General features: G+C 64.7%; 15 protein-coding genes. 9 read left to right on the plus strand and 6 right to left on the minus strand.

What is annotated here, in order from left to right; translation table 11 throughout:
* Nucleotides 1–117 precede the first annotated feature (117 nt).
* Both ACFMBG_RS15270 and ACFMBG_RS15275 read right to left on the minus strand, forming a co-directional pair.
* Entirely contained in the window at nt 118–918 is an 801-nt protein-coding gene (locus ACFMBG_RS15270) for a TIGR03084 family metal-binding protein (protein WP_421055558.1), read from the minus strand.
* Nucleotides 919–1,008: 90 nt separating this feature from the next.
* Nucleotides 1,009–2,022, minus strand: a complete 1,014-nt coding sequence (locus ACFMBG_RS15275; RefSeq protein WP_421055559.1) for a hypothetical protein — start codon at nt 2,020–2,022, stop codon at nt 1,009–1,011.
* 364 nt (nt 2,023–2,386) lie between these two features.
* Between ACFMBG_RS15275 and ACFMBG_RS15280 the strand changes: the two genes are divergently transcribed.
* Entirely contained in the window at nt 2,387–3,901 is a 1,515-nt protein-coding gene (locus tag ACFMBG_RS15280) for a hypothetical protein (protein ID WP_421055560.1), read from the plus strand.
* A 67-nt stretch (nt 3,902–3,968) separates the two neighbouring features.
* On the opposite strand, the gene ACFMBG_RS15285 is transcribed toward ACFMBG_RS15280, so the two are convergent.
* A complete protein-coding gene (locus ACFMBG_RS15285; protein WP_421055561.1) occupies nt 3,969–5,087 on the minus strand; it encodes a THUMP domain-containing class I SAM-dependent RNA methyltransferase in 1,119 nt (372 codons plus the stop codon).
* A 278-nt stretch (nt 5,088–5,365) separates the two neighbouring features.
* On the opposite strand from ACFMBG_RS15285, the gene ACFMBG_RS15290 reads away from it, so the two are divergent.
* The 8 genes from ACFMBG_RS15290 to ACFMBG_RS15325 all read left to right on the plus strand — a co-directional run bounded on the left by ACFMBG_RS15290 (nt 5,366) and on the right by ACFMBG_RS15325 (nt 13,258).
* Complete coding sequence (locus ACFMBG_RS15290) at nt 5,366–7,099, plus strand: ABC transporter substrate-binding protein (RefSeq protein WP_421055562.1); 1,734 nt, start codon at nt 5,366–5,368, stop codon at nt 7,097–7,099.
* Between the two features lie 167 nt (nt 7,100–7,266).
* The gene (locus ACFMBG_RS15295; protein ID WP_421055563.1) at nt 7,267–8,331 is read left to right on the plus strand and encodes an ABC transporter ATP-binding protein; all 1,065 of its coding nucleotides are present in this window, start codon (nt 7,267–7,269) and stop codon (nt 8,329–8,331) included.
* 7 nt (nt 8,332–8,338) lie between these two features.
* Nucleotides 8,339–9,433, plus strand: a complete 1,095-nt coding sequence (locus tag ACFMBG_RS15300; protein WP_421055564.1) for an ABC transporter ATP-binding protein — start codon at nt 8,339–8,341, stop codon at nt 9,431–9,433.
* Nucleotides 9,433–10,296: a carbohydrate ABC transporter permease gene (locus tag ACFMBG_RS15305; RefSeq protein WP_421055565.1), complete on the plus strand. Its 864-nt coding sequence runs from the start codon at nt 9,433–9,435 to the stop codon at nt 10,294–10,296. Before ACFMBG_RS15300 ends, ACFMBG_RS15305 begins: the two co-directional genes overlap by 1 nt.
* A 13-nt stretch (nt 10,297–10,309) precedes the next feature.
* Nucleotides 10,310–11,107, plus strand: a complete 798-nt coding sequence (locus ACFMBG_RS15310) for a carbohydrate ABC transporter permease (protein ID WP_421055566.1) — start codon at nt 10,310–10,312, stop codon at nt 11,105–11,107.
* Nucleotides 11,107–11,385: a DUF2160 domain-containing protein gene (locus ACFMBG_RS15315; protein ID WP_027236659.1), complete on the plus strand. Its 279-nt coding sequence runs from the start codon at nt 11,107–11,109 to the stop codon at nt 11,383–11,385. Before ACFMBG_RS15310 ends, ACFMBG_RS15315 begins: the two co-directional genes overlap by 1 nt.
* Before the next feature lie 324 nt (nt 11,386–11,709).
* Nucleotides 11,710–12,126: a BlaI/MecI/CopY family transcriptional regulator gene (locus ACFMBG_RS15320; RefSeq protein ID WP_421055567.1), complete on the plus strand. Its 417-nt coding sequence runs from the start codon at nt 11,710–11,712 to the stop codon at nt 12,124–12,126.
* Entirely contained in the window at nt 12,116–13,258 is a 1,143-nt protein-coding gene (locus tag ACFMBG_RS15325; protein WP_421055568.1) for a M56 family metallopeptidase, read from the plus strand. The genes ACFMBG_RS15320 and ACFMBG_RS15325 overlap by 11 nt, the downstream gene beginning before the upstream one ends.
* Before the next feature lie 86 nt (nt 13,259–13,344).
* Here the strand turns inward: ACFMBG_RS15325 and ACFMBG_RS15330 are convergent, their stop codons facing one another.
* Genes ACFMBG_RS15330 through ACFMBG_RS15340 form a run of 3 tightly spaced genes read right to left on the minus strand, consistent with a single transcriptional unit; the run spans nt 13,345 to nt 16,491 of the window.
* The gene (locus ACFMBG_RS15330) at nt 13,345–14,442 is read right to left on the minus strand and encodes a GNAT family N-acetyltransferase (protein ID WP_421055569.1); all 1,098 of its coding nucleotides are present in this window, start codon (nt 14,440–14,442) and stop codon (nt 13,345–13,347) included.
* A 1-nt stretch (nt 14,443) separates the two neighbouring features.
* Complete coding sequence (locus ACFMBG_RS15335; RefSeq protein WP_421055570.1) at nt 14,444–15,391, minus strand: sulfotransferase; 948 nt, start codon at nt 15,389–15,391, stop codon at nt 14,444–14,446.
* Nucleotides 15,388–16,491: a lipid II:glycine glycyltransferase FemX gene (locus ACFMBG_RS15340; RefSeq protein WP_421055571.1), complete on the minus strand. Its 1,104-nt coding sequence runs from the start codon at nt 16,489–16,491 to the stop codon at nt 15,388–15,390. The genes ACFMBG_RS15335 and ACFMBG_RS15340 overlap by 4 nt, the downstream gene beginning before the upstream one ends.
* Nucleotides 16,492–16,493: the final 2 nt, after the last annotated feature.

A 16,493-nucleotide genomic window follows, 5' to 3' on the forward strand; every position in this document is an offset into this window, starting at 1 on the left:
AGCGCCGCGCGAGGCGCGGCGCTACGCCCAACGGGCACAGGCCGTCCGCCAGGATGGCCGAAGCCGGGCGGGAGCCCTTCGCTGCATTTGGGTTACTCCGGAAAATAGAGAAGCAGATCAGGACTTTGCTGTGAAACGGCTGCCCTTGCCGGGGGGCGTTTCCGGCGGCCCGGCGAAGCACTGGGCGATACGCATCCAATCTTGCGCCGCGGCGCCTGCAACCTGCAGGCCGGTATCGGCGATATTGCGAACCTGCGTGACCACCTGCGCGAACTCCACTGCGCTGCCCTTGACGAAATTTCCGGTCTGCGGCTCGTTCCATTCCCAGACCGCGCCGGACGGGCCGGTCAGCTGCACGAACGGCGCGGGCTCCGGCACCTCAAGCCCGCGGTTGCGGAAGCTCCAGCCGTAGGTGGCCACCCCGAGGTGAGCGATGTTGCGGATACGGTCCTGTTCCTGCCGTTGCAGCCCCAGCAGGTCGAACACCTCCTGGCCATGCGCCCAGGTTTCCATCTGCCGGGCGGTGATGGCGCTCAGCGCGCTCATGTCCGGCCCGATCCACTTGACCCGCATCTTGGGGTCCGCGGCAGAATAGGCATCGGCGCAGCTCTCCGCCCCCCGCCGCCAGGCCTGAAACAGCGCCCGGCCCGTGAGGCCGTCCAGCCAGGGGAACTGGCATTCGAGGATGGACTTGCCCGCCTGCATGTCCTGCAGCACCGGCGCGATGAAGGCGGCGAATGCCGCCTCGCCCAGCAGCGACGCCTCTGCCGCGGCGTTGAACAGGTGCAGATGCCCCAGCACGTGGTCGATGGTCCATTCCTTGAACTGGGTTGCCCGGTGGAACTCCGCTTCCGGCAGGTCCTCCAGTGTGGCCGCCAAGGCGCGGCTTTCAGCGCGGAAATCTTCGGCCTGCTGCATGTCTTATCCCCCGTGTGTCACCGGCAACAGGATAGCCGTCCGGACCTCATCGCTGAAACCTGGACGGCACGTCACAGAAGGGAGAAACCGTCAGCCCTCGGACATTGCCTTGAAGGCGCGGCCCGCGGCCTCGAAGTTGCGGCTGAGCGGGGCGGTGAGCCGGGACTGCGCCGCGTAGTAGGCACCGGTGCGGCACAGCTGCGCGGCAAACTCGGGATGCACACCGGCATCATCATACTTGCGCACCCGCTCCTGGCTGAGCCAGCCGCGGCTTTTGACCTCCTTCTGGATCAGCTCCAGCCGCTGAATGCAGTGCAAGGCGGTGTAGGCCGAGAGATACTCCAAGTATGCGCCGATCTCATGGCCGCAGCCGGGGTCGAAGGTTTCGATCATCACATCGGCCATCTTGTCCGGGGCAATGGGCCAGGTCTCGTCGCCGATGAGCCAGGCAAAATCCTCCGCCCCGTGGCGCAGGCCGGCATATTCGAAATCGAACCAGCGGACATAGCCGTCCTCGCCGATCGCCGCATTGCCCGAGCGGCAATCCCACTTCAGGAACTGCACCCCCGGCTGCTCCATATATTCGGCTGCCGCCGGGTAGTCGAAATCCTCGGGGATGCCCATGGAGTAGGCTTCCAGCGCCTCTACCGAACTGACGAAGTTGCGAATCCAGCTGCGGTTGGCGCCAAGATGCGGCAGCACGGTGTGCAGCTCGGTCTTGCGGGCCGCCGCCTGGATGCGGAAGATCGCTGCACAGGCCTCGGCGGCCAGGTCGAGCTGGTCGGCTTCCTCGTGTTCAATGATCTCTTCACTCAGCCGCGTCTCGCCGGTATCGGACTGGAACAGCACATCATTATGCACCCCCAGAACTTTTGGAATGTCATCGCAGTGGGGCGCCAGCTGTTCCAGCACAAAGGCTTCCAGATGGGTGCGGCGGAAATTGGCGCGCAGCGTGGCGATTGCGGTGCGGTCCTTGAAATGCAGCCGCAGCGAGGAGCGCGACTTGCCGCCCGGAGCGGAAATCTCCACCGGTTCCTCGCCAAGAACCTCCCAGGCCGCGCCCGCGATATACGCGGTGCGGTCGTCGAATTTTCCGTCAGCCATTGCCTGCACCCTTTCCCATTGCGCCGCCCCAGCCCCGGGCCAGCTCACCCCACTCCGGTTAACGCCTTAGCGGGGAAAGGCGGCATTTTTCGGGACAGATTGGGGCAATCGCTGCGGCCCGGAGGCTGATTCGCAAAGGCCGGGCACACGTGAAGCAGCGCATTGGGAGAGAATTGCCGCACAATCAAATCGCGTGATGGCAGATTGTTTCCGGAATTTCCCCGGCAATCATGAAATTTGCCTAAAATGTGCCGAAAATTTGGCCCCTCCAATCGGCTTCCCTACCGTTGTCAAATGCGCGATTGCGTCCTGTTTGCAGGCCAATCCGCAACTGTGATTCAAGGTATTGCCTGGGGGGTAGATAATGGGCCGGGGACATTCGTCATGGGGCTGGGGCGGCAAGCAGGCTTGCGGCGGCAACAGCTATTACAACGGGGGCGTGCAAGGCGGGCATTTCGGCCGCTGGTACGACAACCACCTGTCAGACCGCTATGGCTGGAAAGGCAAGGGCTACAAAGCTTGGCGTGAAGACAGGGAGGATGAGGAAGACGGCTCCGGTGGAACCAAGGGGTCTGGCGGCACCAAGGGGTCTGGCGGCACCAAGGGCTCCGGCGGCACCAAGGGATCCGGCGGCACCAAGGGATCCGGCGGCACCAAGGGATCCGGCGGCACCAAGGGATCCGGCGGCACCAAGGGATCCGGCGGCACCAAGGGATCCGGCGGGACCAAGGGATCCGGCGGCACCAAAGGGTCCGGCGGCACCAAGGGATCCGGCGGCACCAAGGGATCCGGCGGCACCAAGGGCTGCGGCGGCAAGGATCATCACGGCAAAAAGCACTGGTGGTACCGCGAGGAAGACGACTGGAATGGCTCTGGCGGAACTGGTGGCTCAGGCGGAACCGGCGGCTCAGGCGGGTCCGGCGGGACCAGGGGCTCCGGCGGGACCAAGGGCTCTGGCGGGACCAGGGGCTCTGGTGGGACCAGGGGCTCTGGTGGATCTGGCGGAACGCATGGCTGCGGGTCAGGCACCAAAGGCTCTGGCGGCACCGGTGGCTCTGGCGGCACCGGTGGCTCTGGCAGCGGCGGCACCAAAGGAAGCGGAGGCTCCAAAGGCTCCGGTGGAACCGGCGGCACCAAGGGATCCGGCGGGACCAAAGGCACCGGCGGCGACACCGGTGGCGGCGGAGACACTCCGGCCAAGCCTTCGGTGACCTTCGAAATCGGCGGCCATGGTGAACCCAGCGTCACCGTCGAAGTGGTGCAAAACACCACCGGCGAGCTGTTCATCAAGATGGAGCCGACTTCCTGGGATGGTGAAGTGGCCGATATTGACGGGCTGTTCTTCAACATGGCGGATGATGCCAGCGTGAACGGGCTGAACTTCTTCCCGGACGAGAACGCGCTGCCGGTCACCGGACATGAGGCCAATGCCAATTCCGTCAATGCGCTGGACACCGGCACCACCGTGCCCGGCAACTTTGACGCGATGGTGCAATTCGGCCAGGTCCCGGACAGCACCGACGGGACGGTCACAAATGCCAACTTCACCCTGTGGGCCGACAGTGGGCTGACGCTGGACGATATCGACCTCAGCAGCATGTCGCTTGTGGTCAGCAATCCGGACGGTTCGCAGCAAGTGCTGGAAGGCGGCTATGACCCGGCGGCGGCAGCCAGCAGCGGCGACTCTTATGCCAATGGCGGGGTCACCGGCGACGGGTTGAGCACCTGGTATGACGCCAACCTGGCGGGCCAGTTCCAGGACGGCGGCGGCGAGCCCGACGCCGAGGACTTCATGGCGCTGATGAACCAGCCGGTGGGCGGCACTGTCCCCGGCGGCGGCACCGAGGGCGGCACCGGCGATCTCTACGATATCGGCTGAGCCGGACCGTCCGGAAAAAACAGACGAGAGGGCGCCGCAGGGCGCCCTCTTGCTTTTCCTGGTTTGCTCAGGGCAGCGGGTCTGTCTTGAACAGGCGGATCTTCAGGCCGCCGTGGGCAACCGGCGCACCGAAGGGCAGGAATGGCAGGTTGGTGGCCTTGGCCAGGGCGGTTTCGGAGGTGACGATGCCAACACGCCAGCCGGAGAAGCGTTCCTTCAGCACCTGCCCCAGGGCGCCGTAGAGAGCAAAGAGCAGCTTCTTGTTGCCGATCCGCGCGCCGTAGGGCGGGTTGACGATGACCAGGCCGGGCGGGCCGTCGGGGCGTTGCAGATCGCTGACGGCGGCCTGCGTGAAACGGGTGCAGTCCGCGACGCTGGCGCGCTCGGCATTGGCGGTGGACATCTCAACGGCGCCTGCATTGCGGTCGGAGCCGTGGAACAGCATGTCCGTATCACGAACCTCACCCTGCTGCTTCAGGTTCGCCCAGGCGTCCGCATCAAAAGTGGCAAGCATTTCAAAGGCAAAGCTGCGGCTGCGGCCTGGCAGCAGGCCCTTGGCGATTTCTGCGGCCTCGATCACAAACGTGCCGGAGCCGCACATCGGGTCGACCACCGGCTCATTGCCGTCAAAGCCGCATTCGCGCAGGAACAAGGCCGCCAGGTTCTCCCGCATCGGAGCCTTGCCGACGGCGGATTTATGGCCGCGCTTGTGCAGCCCCTCGCCCGAGGTGTCGACGCTGAAGACGCAGAGGTTATCCTCGATGCGCAGCTTCACCGTCAGCTCGGCGTCCTTGGTGACGGGGGCGCCGAGGGTCTCGGCAATGGCCTTCTCCACCCGCTGGGCGGCGGCGCCTGCGTGGTAGATCTTGGATTTCTTGTTGGTGGCGACTTCCACCTTTACCGGCACATCCGGGCGCAGCACATCGCCCCAGGGGAACTTGCGCGCGCGTTTGTCGAGCTGGGCCAGGTGGAACGCGCGGAACTCGCCGATCCGCGCCAGCACCCGCGCGGCACCGCGCAAGCACAGGTTGGCGCGCCAGACCTCGCGCCAATCGCCCTGCACCGTGACCCCGCCCGGCACTGCCTTGGGCGCGGCAAAACCCAGCTCCTTGGCCTCGGCCAGCAGCGCCTGCTCCAGTCCCGGCGGCGCGGTCAGGAAAATCTCGAATGTGCTTTCTTGCGTCATGCCGTCTCTGTAGCGGCAATGATCTGTCACGGCGACTGCTTTTTTCACCGCCAGCAGGGCGAAAAGTTGCGTTGCGTCACAACCGGAGATGCTGCACTGCGGCATGCTCAGCGTGTGCCAAATGCGTTCCACATCATCCCATTTTTCACCCTAAAAACAATGCACTATCGATTACTAAAAAATTAGTTTGACAACATAATCCAACCTATGAAAGCTCTATGGCAGTCAGATGCAGCCAATGCACAACTGGCTTTAAGCGACTTTCAGGGAGGAAAAAGATGCGGAAGTATCTTTTGTCCGCAGCCGCCGTTTGCGCGATGGTTGCGGGATCGATTGGCTATGCCGATGAAATGGCGGCCAAGAAATGGATTGATGAAGAATTTCAGCCTTCGGTGCTGACCAAGGATGAGCAGTTGTCTGAGCTGCAGTGGTTCATCCAGGCAGCAGAGCCGTTCAAGGGCATGGAAATCAACGTGCTGTCGGAAGGCATCCCGACGCACTCCTACGAATCCGAGGTGCTGACCAAGGCGTTCGAGGAAATCACCGGCATCAAGGTGAACCACCAGATCCTGGGTGAAGGCGAGGTCGTTCAGGCCGTGCAGACCCAGATGCAGACCAAGCGGAACCTCTATGACGCCTACGTCAATGACTCCGACCTGATCGGCACCCACTCGCGCCTGCAGCTGGCCTACAACCTGACCGACATGATGGCAGGCGACTTCAAGGACGTGACCAACCCCGGCCTCGACCTGGATGACTTCATGGGCACCCAGTTCACCACCGGCCCGGACGGCGACCTGTACCAGCTGCCCGACCAGCAGTTCGCGAACCTGTACTGGTTCCGCAAGGACTGGTTCGACCGCGAAGACCTGCAGGCCGCGTTCAAGGAAAAGTACGGCTATGACCTGGGCGTCCCGGTCAACTGGTCCGCGTATGAGGACATCGCCGAGTTCTTCAGCGAGCACGTCAAGGAAATCGACGGCACCGCGATCTATGGCCACATGGATTACGGCAAACGCGCGCCGGACCTTGGCTGGCGGATGACCGACGCCTGGCTGTCGATGGCCGGTGCCGGCTCCAAGGGTGAGCCGAACGGTGTTCCGATCGACGAATGGGGCATCCGGATGGAAGAAGGCTCCTGCAACCCGGCCGGTGCCAGCGTCACCCGCGGCGGCGCCGCCAACGGCCCGGCAGCGGTCTATGCGATCCGCAAGTGGGACGAATGGCTGCGCAAGTATGCTCCTCCGGGTGCGGCGTCCTATGACTTCTACCAGTCGCTGCCGGCGCTGGCACAGGGCAACGTGGCGCAGCAGATCTTCTGGTACACCGCCTTTACCGCCGACATGGTGAAGCCGCAGTCCGAAGGCAACAACACCGTTGACGGCGACGGCAACCCGCTGTGGCGGATGGCGCCCAGCCCGCACGGCCCCTACTGGGAAGAAGGCCAGAAGGTCGGTTATCAGGACGTGGGCTCCTGGACCTTCCTCAAGTCCACCCCGCTGGACCGCGCACAGGCTGCCTGGCTCTATGCCCAGTTCGTCGTGTCCAAGACCGTGGACGTGAAGAAATCGCACGTTGGCCTGACTTTCATCCGCGACTCCTCCGTGAACCACGAGAGCTTCACCGAGCGCGCACCCAAGCTGGGCGGCCTGGTCGAGTTCTACCGCTCGCCTGACCGCGTGGCATGGTCGCCGACCGGCATCAACGTGCCGGACTATCCGAAGCTGGCTCAGATCTGGTGGCAGCAGATCGGTGACGTGAACTCCGGCGCCTTCACGCCGCAGGAAGCGATGGACCGTCTGGCCGAGGAAATGGACATCACCATGGCCCGGATGCAGCGCGCAGACGAACAGGCGAATGTCTATGGCGGCTGCGGCCCGCGCCTGAACGAAGAGAAGGATGCGGAGTGGTGGTACGCCAACGGCGGCGCCAAGCCGCCGCTGGAGAACGAGAAGCCGCAGGGCCAGACCGTCAACTATGACGAGCTGGTGGCCCGCTGGGCAACCAACTAAGGCCTCCTCCCGGTCCGGCCAGCGATCCCCATCATCTGGCCGGGCTGCATCAGGCCCCGGAGACCCTTTCCCGTCATCCGGGGCCTTTTTCCCCAAGATCCCAGCGCGCCCCTGCCCAACCCAGCAACTGCGCGCAAACAGGCCGCCTGCCGGAAAGTCAAAGCAAGATGGCACTCGAACTCAAGGGTGTGACCAAGCGCGTCGGCGCCATTCAGCACATCAAGGAAACCTCCCTGCTGCTGGAGCCCGGTCACTTCAACGTCCTCCTCGGCGCCACCGGCTCCGGAAAGACCTCACTCATTAAACTGATGGCGGGCCTCGACCCGATGGCCAGCGGCCAGGTGCTGATGGATGGCGAGGATGTCAGCCGTCTCAGCACCCAGAAGCGCAACATCAGCCTGGTGCATCAGTTCTTCATCAACTACCCGCACATGACGGTATTTGAAAACATTGCCTCGCCGCTGAAAGTGGCTGGAATGGCGAAATCGGAGATCGAAGGCCGCGTCGAAGAGGCCGCCGCGATCCTGCAGCTGAAGCCGATGCTGCACCGCCGCCCGCATGAGCTGTCCGGCGGCCAGCAGCAGCGCTGCGCGCTGGCCCGCGCGATTGCCAAGGAAAGCCGTGCGGTGTTCCTGGATGAGCCGCTCGCCAACCTCGACTACAAGCTGCGCGAGGAGCTGCGCGACCAGCTGCCCGAACTGTTTGCAGGCCGCGGCGCGGTGGTGGTCTACGCGACCTCCGAACCGGAAGAGGCGCTGCTTCTGGGCGGCAAGACCGCACTGATGCGCGACGGCCGCGTGACCCAGTTCGGCCCCACCGCCGAGATTTACCGCAACCCCGGCAATGTAGATGCGGCGCGGGTGTTCTCCGACCCGCCGATCAACACCGCCAAGATCACCAAGCAGGGCAGCATGGCCCGGCTGGGCGCCGGCGTCACCTGGGAGCTGGCTGGCGATGCCGCCGGGCTGGCCGATGGCACCTACACCATCGCAATTCGCCCGCACCACGTGCTGCCGCAGCCCCGCAACGGCGCTGATGTGCAGCTGTCGGGCCAGGTGCAGGTGACCGAACTCTCCGGCTCCGAAAGCTCTGCCCATTTCGACATGGGCTCCGGCAGCTGGGTCTCGCTGGCCCACGGCGTCCACCCCTACCGCGTGGGCGAGCTGCATGACTTCTACATGGACCCCGCGCAGGCATATTTCTTTGCCCCCGACGGCAGCCGCGCGGCGTGAGGCATCAATGGCTAAAATAACTCTCTCCAAACTGCGCCACAGCTATCTTTCGACGCCCAAGTCCGACTCGGATTACGCGCTGAAGGAAATCGACCTCGACTGGACCGACGGCGGCGCCTATGCGCTGCTCGGCCCCTCGGGCTGCGGCAAATCCACCCTGCTCAACATCATCTCCGGCCTGCTGGTGCCGTCCGAGGGCCAGATCCTGTTTGACGGCAACGACGTCACCGCCCTGCCCCCGGACCAGCGCAACATCGCGCAGGTGTTCCAGTTCCCGGTGATCTACGACACCATGACAGTTTACGACAACCTGGCCTTCCCGCTGCGCAACCGCGGCCGGGACGAGGCCACCGTGCACCAGCGGGTTATGGCGATTGCCGAAATGCTCGAAGTCACCGACATGCTGGAGCAAAAGGCGGCGGGATTGTCACCTGACAATAAACAGAAGATCTCCATGGGACGCGGCCTGGTGCGCGAGGACGTCAACGTGGTGATGTTCGACGAGCCGCTCACCGTGATCGACCCGCACCTGAAGTGGAAACTGCGCTCCAAGCTGAAGGAACTGCACCAGCGGGTGAAGGCGACGATGATTTACGTCACCCACGACCAGACCGAGGCGCTGACATTCGCCGATCAGGTGGTGGTGATGCAGCTGGGCGAAGTGGTGCAGATCGGCACGCCGGTCGAGCTGTTCGAACGCCCCGCGCATACCTTTGTCGGCCATTTCATCGGCTCGCCGGGGATGAACATCCTGCCCTGCGAGTTGCAGCACGGCGCCGCCGTGTTCGCAGGCCAGACTATCGCGCTGGAAGGCCCCATTCAGGGCGCCGCGAACGGCCGGACCGAGATCGGCATCCGCCCGGAATTCGTGTCGCTGGCGGATACGGGCCTGCCCGCAACCGTCACCAAGGTCTCCGACATCGGCCGCCACACCGTGGTGGAATGCGCGGCCGGCGGCCAGCGCATCAACGCCGTCACCGATGGCGCCGCCCCGGAAAAAGGCAGCGCCGTGCACCTCGCCTTCCGCCAGGACATGACCCGGCTTTACGTGGATGGCTGGCTTGCCACCTCCCCCGCTGCAGACGAACAAGGAGCGGCCTGATGAAAACCGAAAACCAGAAAGCCTGGTTCTTTGTCCTGCCGGTGCTGGCGCTGGTCGCCTTCAACGCGCTGATCCCGATGATGACGGTGGTCAACTATTCGGTGCAGGAAACCTTTGGCGACAACGTGTTCTTCTGGCAGGGGCTGGACTGGTTCCAGCAGATCCTGCGCTCTGACCGGTTCCATGCGGCGCTTGGCCGCCAGTTCCTGTTCACCTTCCTGATCCTGATCATCGAAGTGCCCTTGGGCATCGCCATTGCGCTGTCGATGCCGCGCAAGGGGTTCTGGGTGCCGGTTTGCCTGGTGCTGATGGCGCTGCCGATGCTGATCCCGTGGAACGTGGTCGGCGCGATGTGGAACATCTTCACCCTGCCCGACATCGGCCTCTTGGGCTACTTCCTGAACCATGTGCTGGGCGTCTCCTATGACATGACGCAGAATCCGGTTGCGGCCTGGGTGACCATCGTCACGATGGACGTCTGGCACTGGACCTCTCTGGTGGTGCTGCTGTCCTACGCGGGCCTGGTGTCGATCCCCGACGCCTATTACCAGGCGGCCAAGATCGACGGTGCCTCCAACTGGGCGGTGTTCCGGTTCATCCAGCTGCCGAAGATGAAGACGGTGCTGACCATCGCCATCCTGCTGCGGTTCATGGACAGCTTCAACATCTACACCGAGCCGTTCGTGCTCACCGGCGGCGGACCCGGCAACTCCACCACGCTCTTGTCGATCGACCTGGTGAAAATCGCGCTTGGCCAGTTCGACCTCGGCCCCGCCGCTGCCATGTCGCTCATCTATTTCGCAATCACACTCCTGGTCAGCTGGCTGTTCTACACGCTGATGACCAAGGACGACCTGAACTAAGGGAGGGATCACGATGCAGAAACGATCCATCGTCCCCATCGTCTATATCCTGTTCCTCATGCTGCCGATCTACTGGCTGGTGGCGATGAGCTTCAAGACGACCAATGAAATCCTCGCGGGCTTCTCTCTGTTCCCGCAGACTTTCACGCTGGACAACTACAAGACCATCTTCACCGATCCCAGCTGGTACTGGGGCTACATCAACTCGATCGCCTATGTGTCGATCAACACCGTGATCTCCATCGCGGTGGCGCTGCCGGCGGCTTACGCTTTCAGCCGCTACCGGTTCCTGGGCGACAAGCAGCTGTTTTTCTGGCTTCTGACCAACCGGATGGCACCGGCCGCCGTCTTCGCCCTGCCGTTCTTCCAGCTGTATTCGGCGGTGGAGCTGTTTGACACCCACCTGGCCGTGGCCCTGGCGCATTGCCTGTTCAACATCCCGCTGGCGGTCTGGATCCTGGAGGGTTTCATGGGCGGCGTTCCCAAGGAGCTGGACGAGACCGCATTCGTCGACGGTTATTCCTTCCCGCGCTTCTTTGCGACGATCTTTGTGCCGTCGATCAAGGCGGGCGTCGGTGTGGCAGCGTTCTTCTGCTTCATGTTCTCCTGGGTGGAACTGCTGCTGGCCAAGACCCTGACCGCCGTTGCCGCCAAGCCGATTGCCGCCACCATGACCAAGACCGCGTCCTCCGCGGGCTATGAACTGGGGCTGCTGGCGGCTGCGGGAACTCTGACAATTATTCCGGGCGCCATCGTGATCTGGTTTGTCCGCAACTACATCGCGAAGGGTTTCGCGATGGGGAGGGTGTAATGCTTTCATGGATGGCCTGGACCTGGCCCACTGCCCTGTTGTTCATCGGCATTTTCACCGCCATCGGCGTGCTGATCATTGCTGAAATCCGCCACCCCGGCGGCGCGGCCCGCAAGGGGGTGCTGGGCCTCACCACCACCCGCGGCGACCGGCTGTTCATCAGCCTGCTCGGCACCTCCTACATCTTCCTGGCCTGGCTGGGACTGGTGGGGATGCCGCTGTGGTGGCCGCTGGGCCTGTCGATTGCCTGGGGCATCTTCTGCTTCTGGAAGGTCTGATGCCCTGCGGGTCAGTTTCAATGCTGCCCCGCAGGGTCAAGGGGGCCAAAGGCCCCGCCGCAGGCGGCTTGCCCTTGACGCGCGACCCTTAAACACACTGGAGGCCGGCCTTGAAGCAAACCTGCCCTTCAAGGCCTTCTCAGCTGAACCCTTGACCCGATGCGCCAGGCACCGTCCCAAAGACTGGCCCATCACCCCGCAAACCTGCTGAAAAGACTCGCGCGGCAGCGCACATTTTGACAACAAAACCCCCGCCGCCGCGCATCTTCTAAAAAAATAGTTTTCACGGGAGCCTCCTTCCCCTAGCATGACTGGAACGATCAAATGAGCCGGACAGCCGAGGCGATGCGCAAGAAACACGACAATTCCCTGCTGACTGAAGTCGAGCTGGAATTCATGACCGTCGTCTGGGACATGGGCGGCGGCACCGTGCGCGATATCCTGGCCGAGCTGAACAAGGTGCAGGAACGCGCCTATACCTCGGTGGCCACGGTCCTCAAGATCATGGAGCAGAAGGGCTTTCTCACCAGCGAGCGCAAAGACCGCTCCCTGGTCTACCGCCCCGCCGTTCCCAAGGCAGAGTATCAGAAAACATCTCTGAAGAACCTTTCGAGCAAGCTTTTCAACGGCGCGCCCGCCGCCCTGGTGGCGCGGCTGGTCGATGATGAGGATGTGACCGACGAGATGCTCGAGGAGATGCGGGCGCTCTTGGAGGAAAGGCTGGGGGACAATGCCAACTGAGGTTCTGCTGAACGCCTATATCGACCTGAATATCCTGCTGCTGGCGGGCGCGGCCCTGTGGCTGGCCGCGCGCAAGATCCTGGCCCGCAGCAAGCTGGGCCGTGCCTACCAGCCGCAGCTGCGGCTGCTGAACGGGATGACGGTCCTGCTGGCGGCCTCGCCTGCGCTGATCCTCGCCTTCACTCATTTTGTCATCGCGCATCCGCCGAACTTCTCCGACATGCTGGTGTCGCAGTATCTGCAGGGCAATGTCAGCATGAGCGCGGGCAGGTTCGAGTCGCTGCTCGGCCTGCGCGAAGACGCCGTGCGTGATCTCAGCAGCCTGCAGCCGGTCTGGGCACAAGCGGCAGCCGCTGCCTTTGCCGCCGGGGCGCTGATCTGCCTTGCGCATGTGGCTGTTTCCGTCTTCCGCCTGCGCCAGAACCTGGCAAGCGCCTTTACCTGGAAACGGATCGGACGGGTGCAGCTGATGGTGTCCGACGATATCCGCGTAGCTTATTCCACCCGCGGGCTGTTCCGCCGCTATGTGGTGCTGCCCTCCGCTCTGCTGCAGGACCCGCGCGATCTGCGCCTGACCGTCGCGCATGAGCTGCAGCACTTCCGCCAGCGCGACATCGAATGCGAATTCCTGCTGGAAATGCTGCGCCCCGCCCTGTTCTGGAACCCGGCCTTTTACCTGTGGCGGCACGAAATCCGGCTGCTGCGCGAATTTGCTTGCGACCAGGCACTGATGGCGCGGCCGCGGTTCGATGTGCGGGCCTATTGCGAGTGCCTGATCCGTGCCTGCGCCCATGCCGCCCGCGGACCCGCGCTGTTCACCCGCCGCAGCCCGGCGGTGGCGCTGGTCGACCGCCGGGAAACCCGCCGCGGAGCCTCCTTGCAGCGCCGCATTATCGCGGTAACCGCCGTTCAGCCGCAGGGTCAGAACTCGCTGGGCTGGGGGCTGGTGTCCCTGGGCATGGCCGGCGCGGTGCTGGCGACGGCGATGCTGCTGCAGCGTCCCAGCGACTGGAGCCATGACCGCATCATGCTGTCGACCATCGTCAATCTGGAGCGGATGGCCAGCCGCAACAGCACCCCGGACCTTGCCGTCAGCGCCCTGAATGGCGGCTTTGCCGTGCCAAGCCAGTAGCCCCGCAGCGGCCTGCCAGACAGTCACGGCGTTCGCGCTCCCGGCACATACCTCTGCCAGTCGTCATAAGCAGGCCTGCCTTCAGCTCAGGTCCGCGGGCGGGGCTTTTGCGTGCGCAGGGCCTGCCGCAGCAGGCGCAGCTGTTCCGCGGCTGACAGGCGCATCCGTGCACCCAGGCCGGCGCGGCTGATATCCAGGCTGACCGTCCGCAGCCGGCTGTTCGCCATCCGTTTCAAATTATGCCGGGTGGTCCACAGGTTGAACATCGAGGCACCCTCATCCAGGCTGTGCTTCAAGCTCTGATACATCAGCGCCGTTCCCGCCCCCAGCTCCCGGCCCAGGCCGGTCACCGCGGTGAAATACCCGTGGTAGGGCCCGTGCTGTTCCGCCAGAACAAAGGCAAAGGCCACCGGCTCCCCCTGATGGGAGGCAGACCAGAAACGCAGGGTGCCGTCTTTGGCACAGCCGCGGATCTGCGCCTCGTACAGCTGCAGACCGCTTCTGCGCATACGCGGGCAATCCTTCCAGCTGGCGGTCACCACCTTGCGCAGGATTTCGACGGCCGGGTCCGGCCCGGTCTCGGCTGTGTGCAGCAAAACCTCGCAGCAGCCGTTCATTTTCCGCTCGGCGGAGCGCAGGGCGCGGCGGTTCTTGCTGCTGAGCTGCGCCTCCAGTTCGGCGCCGCTGGCCACGCCTTCAACAGAGTAATACCGCAGGCCCGGGCTTTGCCTGACACTGTAGCCCTGCTTGTCAAACGCCTGGCTCAGAATGCGGGCCAGCCGGTTGCCTTCGGGGAGGCTGGCAAACGACAGGTCGATCCAGCGCATTCGCTCCAGCGCCTGCACCAGGGCCGCGGTCAGCTCCTGGCTGTTTTCATCCGGAGCCAAAAGCAGGTCAAAGGCCGGCGACGAGCCGAACACCGGCGGGCCGCCCCGCCAGGCGAGCAAGGCCTTCCAGTCGCGGCGGCGGAACACCGGGGCAAACCCGGCCAGATCCGCGCCGCGCCACAGGCACAGGCAAGCCGGCCGCTGCCCCGTGGCGGCGGCCGCACGCGCCCAAGGCAGGAAAAACCCGGGCCGGTCAAAGGCCCCGGCACCAGTGGAAGCGGCCAGCGCCGCAAGCTGGTCCTCCAGCGCCATCAAGGCAGGCAAGCTGTCCGCAATCTCGATACGCAGGGGTTGCATTTCAGAGTCCTCCCCCGTCCAGCGGGCCGTGCGGCAAGGATCCGCGGACCGGCGCGGCTGCGGAGGCAGGCCAGACCCAGGCCGGGAACATGGTTGGCCGCCGCCGGGCAATGCGCCGCTGCAAGGCCGAGAGCAGCACTTGCGGCACGGCCCGGGCCAGGGTTTCCGAGACTTTGACTGTGACCAGGTCCGTTGCGGTCAGCGCCTGTTTGCGCTGGCTTTGGCTGGCAAAACTGGAATTCGGGGCGTACCCGGGCGGCCGGAGCGCCGCGTTCGGCAGTCCCGCAGCGGCCAGCAGCGGTGCCAGCGCGCGCCCTGGGTCCGACCGGAGGGCTTCAAAATCCGCCGCAAAAACCCGGTCTTTCCCCAGCTGCCTGCGCAGCCGCTGCATGCAGCGGCGGTGGAACACGTTGGACGCACAGGCGCGGCCGATCAGCACCGCCCGGCGCGGGTATGGCGGCGGACAGCGGCCATAAGACCATAGCCGCGAGCGCAGGAACCCCGGACTAGCCCGGCTCACGCACAGGAACAAGGCCGATGGCACCGCCTTGGCAATGCGGTCGGCCAGCAAGGTGTGGTGCGGGGATTTTTCCACCCAGACGCTGGCCCCCTGGCGCTGCGCCAGGTCGTCCATCACCCGGCAGAACAGCTCTGCCGGGCTGGCGCTGGCCTCCGCCGCCACCTCGCCCCATTGGCGGCTCCGCCCGGTCAGCCGGTAATACTCGCTGCGCAGGAAATCGCCCGCGGCATCGGCCCGCCAGCCGGGACCGGGCCAGGGCTCCATCGCAGGGCTGAAATGCGAGAAGTAGACACTTTCATGCACCCCGTGGTGATGCTCCGCCGCAACCGCCGCGATGCCCGGCTGGGCTGCCAGCAGGTTGGCGGCGAGCGTGGTTCCGGACCGCTGCAGTCCCAGGACAAAGACCGGAGTGGCGTGCGGCGTGTTCATGCCCGGAACCTCCACTCCGGCCGCAATGCCTGATAGGCGCGGCGCAGGTTGAACAGCAGTGCATGGGCGGGCATCCGCAAAGGCAGCACATAGGCGGGCACCAGCGGCACCGTTTCCGGGTTGAAGGCCGATTTGAACTGCGCGCGGTTGCCGTCCCCGGTGGAGGCTGCTGCCCCCTCTCGCGCGGAAAATGCAGGGCCCGCCATGTCGTACTGCGCAAACCCCTGCGCCTGGGCGGTCTTCAGCACCTCCCAGACAAGAGGGTAGCCGGCAGCGGCGCTGGCCTTGTCCTCGCTGCGCGCCAGAACAAGCCAGAAAGCCCGGCTGCCATCGGCGATCATGACGTGGCCTGCCACCAGCCGCTCCTGCTGCCAGGCCAGCAGAAACGCGCCCTTGGAGCGCGTCATCCGCCATTGCGCGGCCACCGGCGGCACCGCTTCGAGACCCAGCCCCCGGGACTGGAAGAAGCGCGTCATCAGCGGCTCAAACTGCAGAGCCTCCTCCAGGGTGGCCGCCGGGCGCACCGTTACACCGGCCTTTTCCGCCTTGCGGATCTGACGGCGGCAGCGCTGTTTCAGCCGCGCCTGCAACTGCTCCGGGGTACCGTCCAGAGCGACCAGCGCCGTGGCCCTGTGCTGCGACTGCGCAGCGGCCGGCAGTTGCGCCGCACCCGCAGTGTCCAGAATTTCATGGACCTGCGCGCAGGCCTCCTCGCCGCTCCAGCGCGGGTTGAGCTGCATCGAGCAGCAGCCTGCCTGGCGCAACCGCGCCGCAAACCCTGGCAGGATCCGGGCTAGGTCCTGTGGCGTTCGGGTCACCGGTCCGCGCCGGAAATTTGCCAGATAACGCCCTGGTGCCAGCCGGGTCAGGCGTGCGGCGCCAAAACCGGCAATCTCCCCATCCGGCAGATAGGCAGTGAGCATCAGATAGCGGTGGCGCGGCGGCGGCGGGCAGTTTTCGGTAAACCCCGGGTGCTGCAGCCAGGTTGCAGGCGGACAGCTGCCGAGAAAGGCCTGCAGCCTGCTGCGGGTTCTGGGCGGCAGCTCCTGATCCATGCTGACGCGAATGCCTGCCGTTTGGCCTCTGAGCTGCTGCAGCATCG

The sequence above is a fragment of the Leisingera coralii genome (assembly GCF_049056525.1).
GTDB lineage: Bacteria > Pseudomonadota > Alphaproteobacteria > Rhodobacterales > Rhodobacteraceae > Leisingera > Leisingera coralii.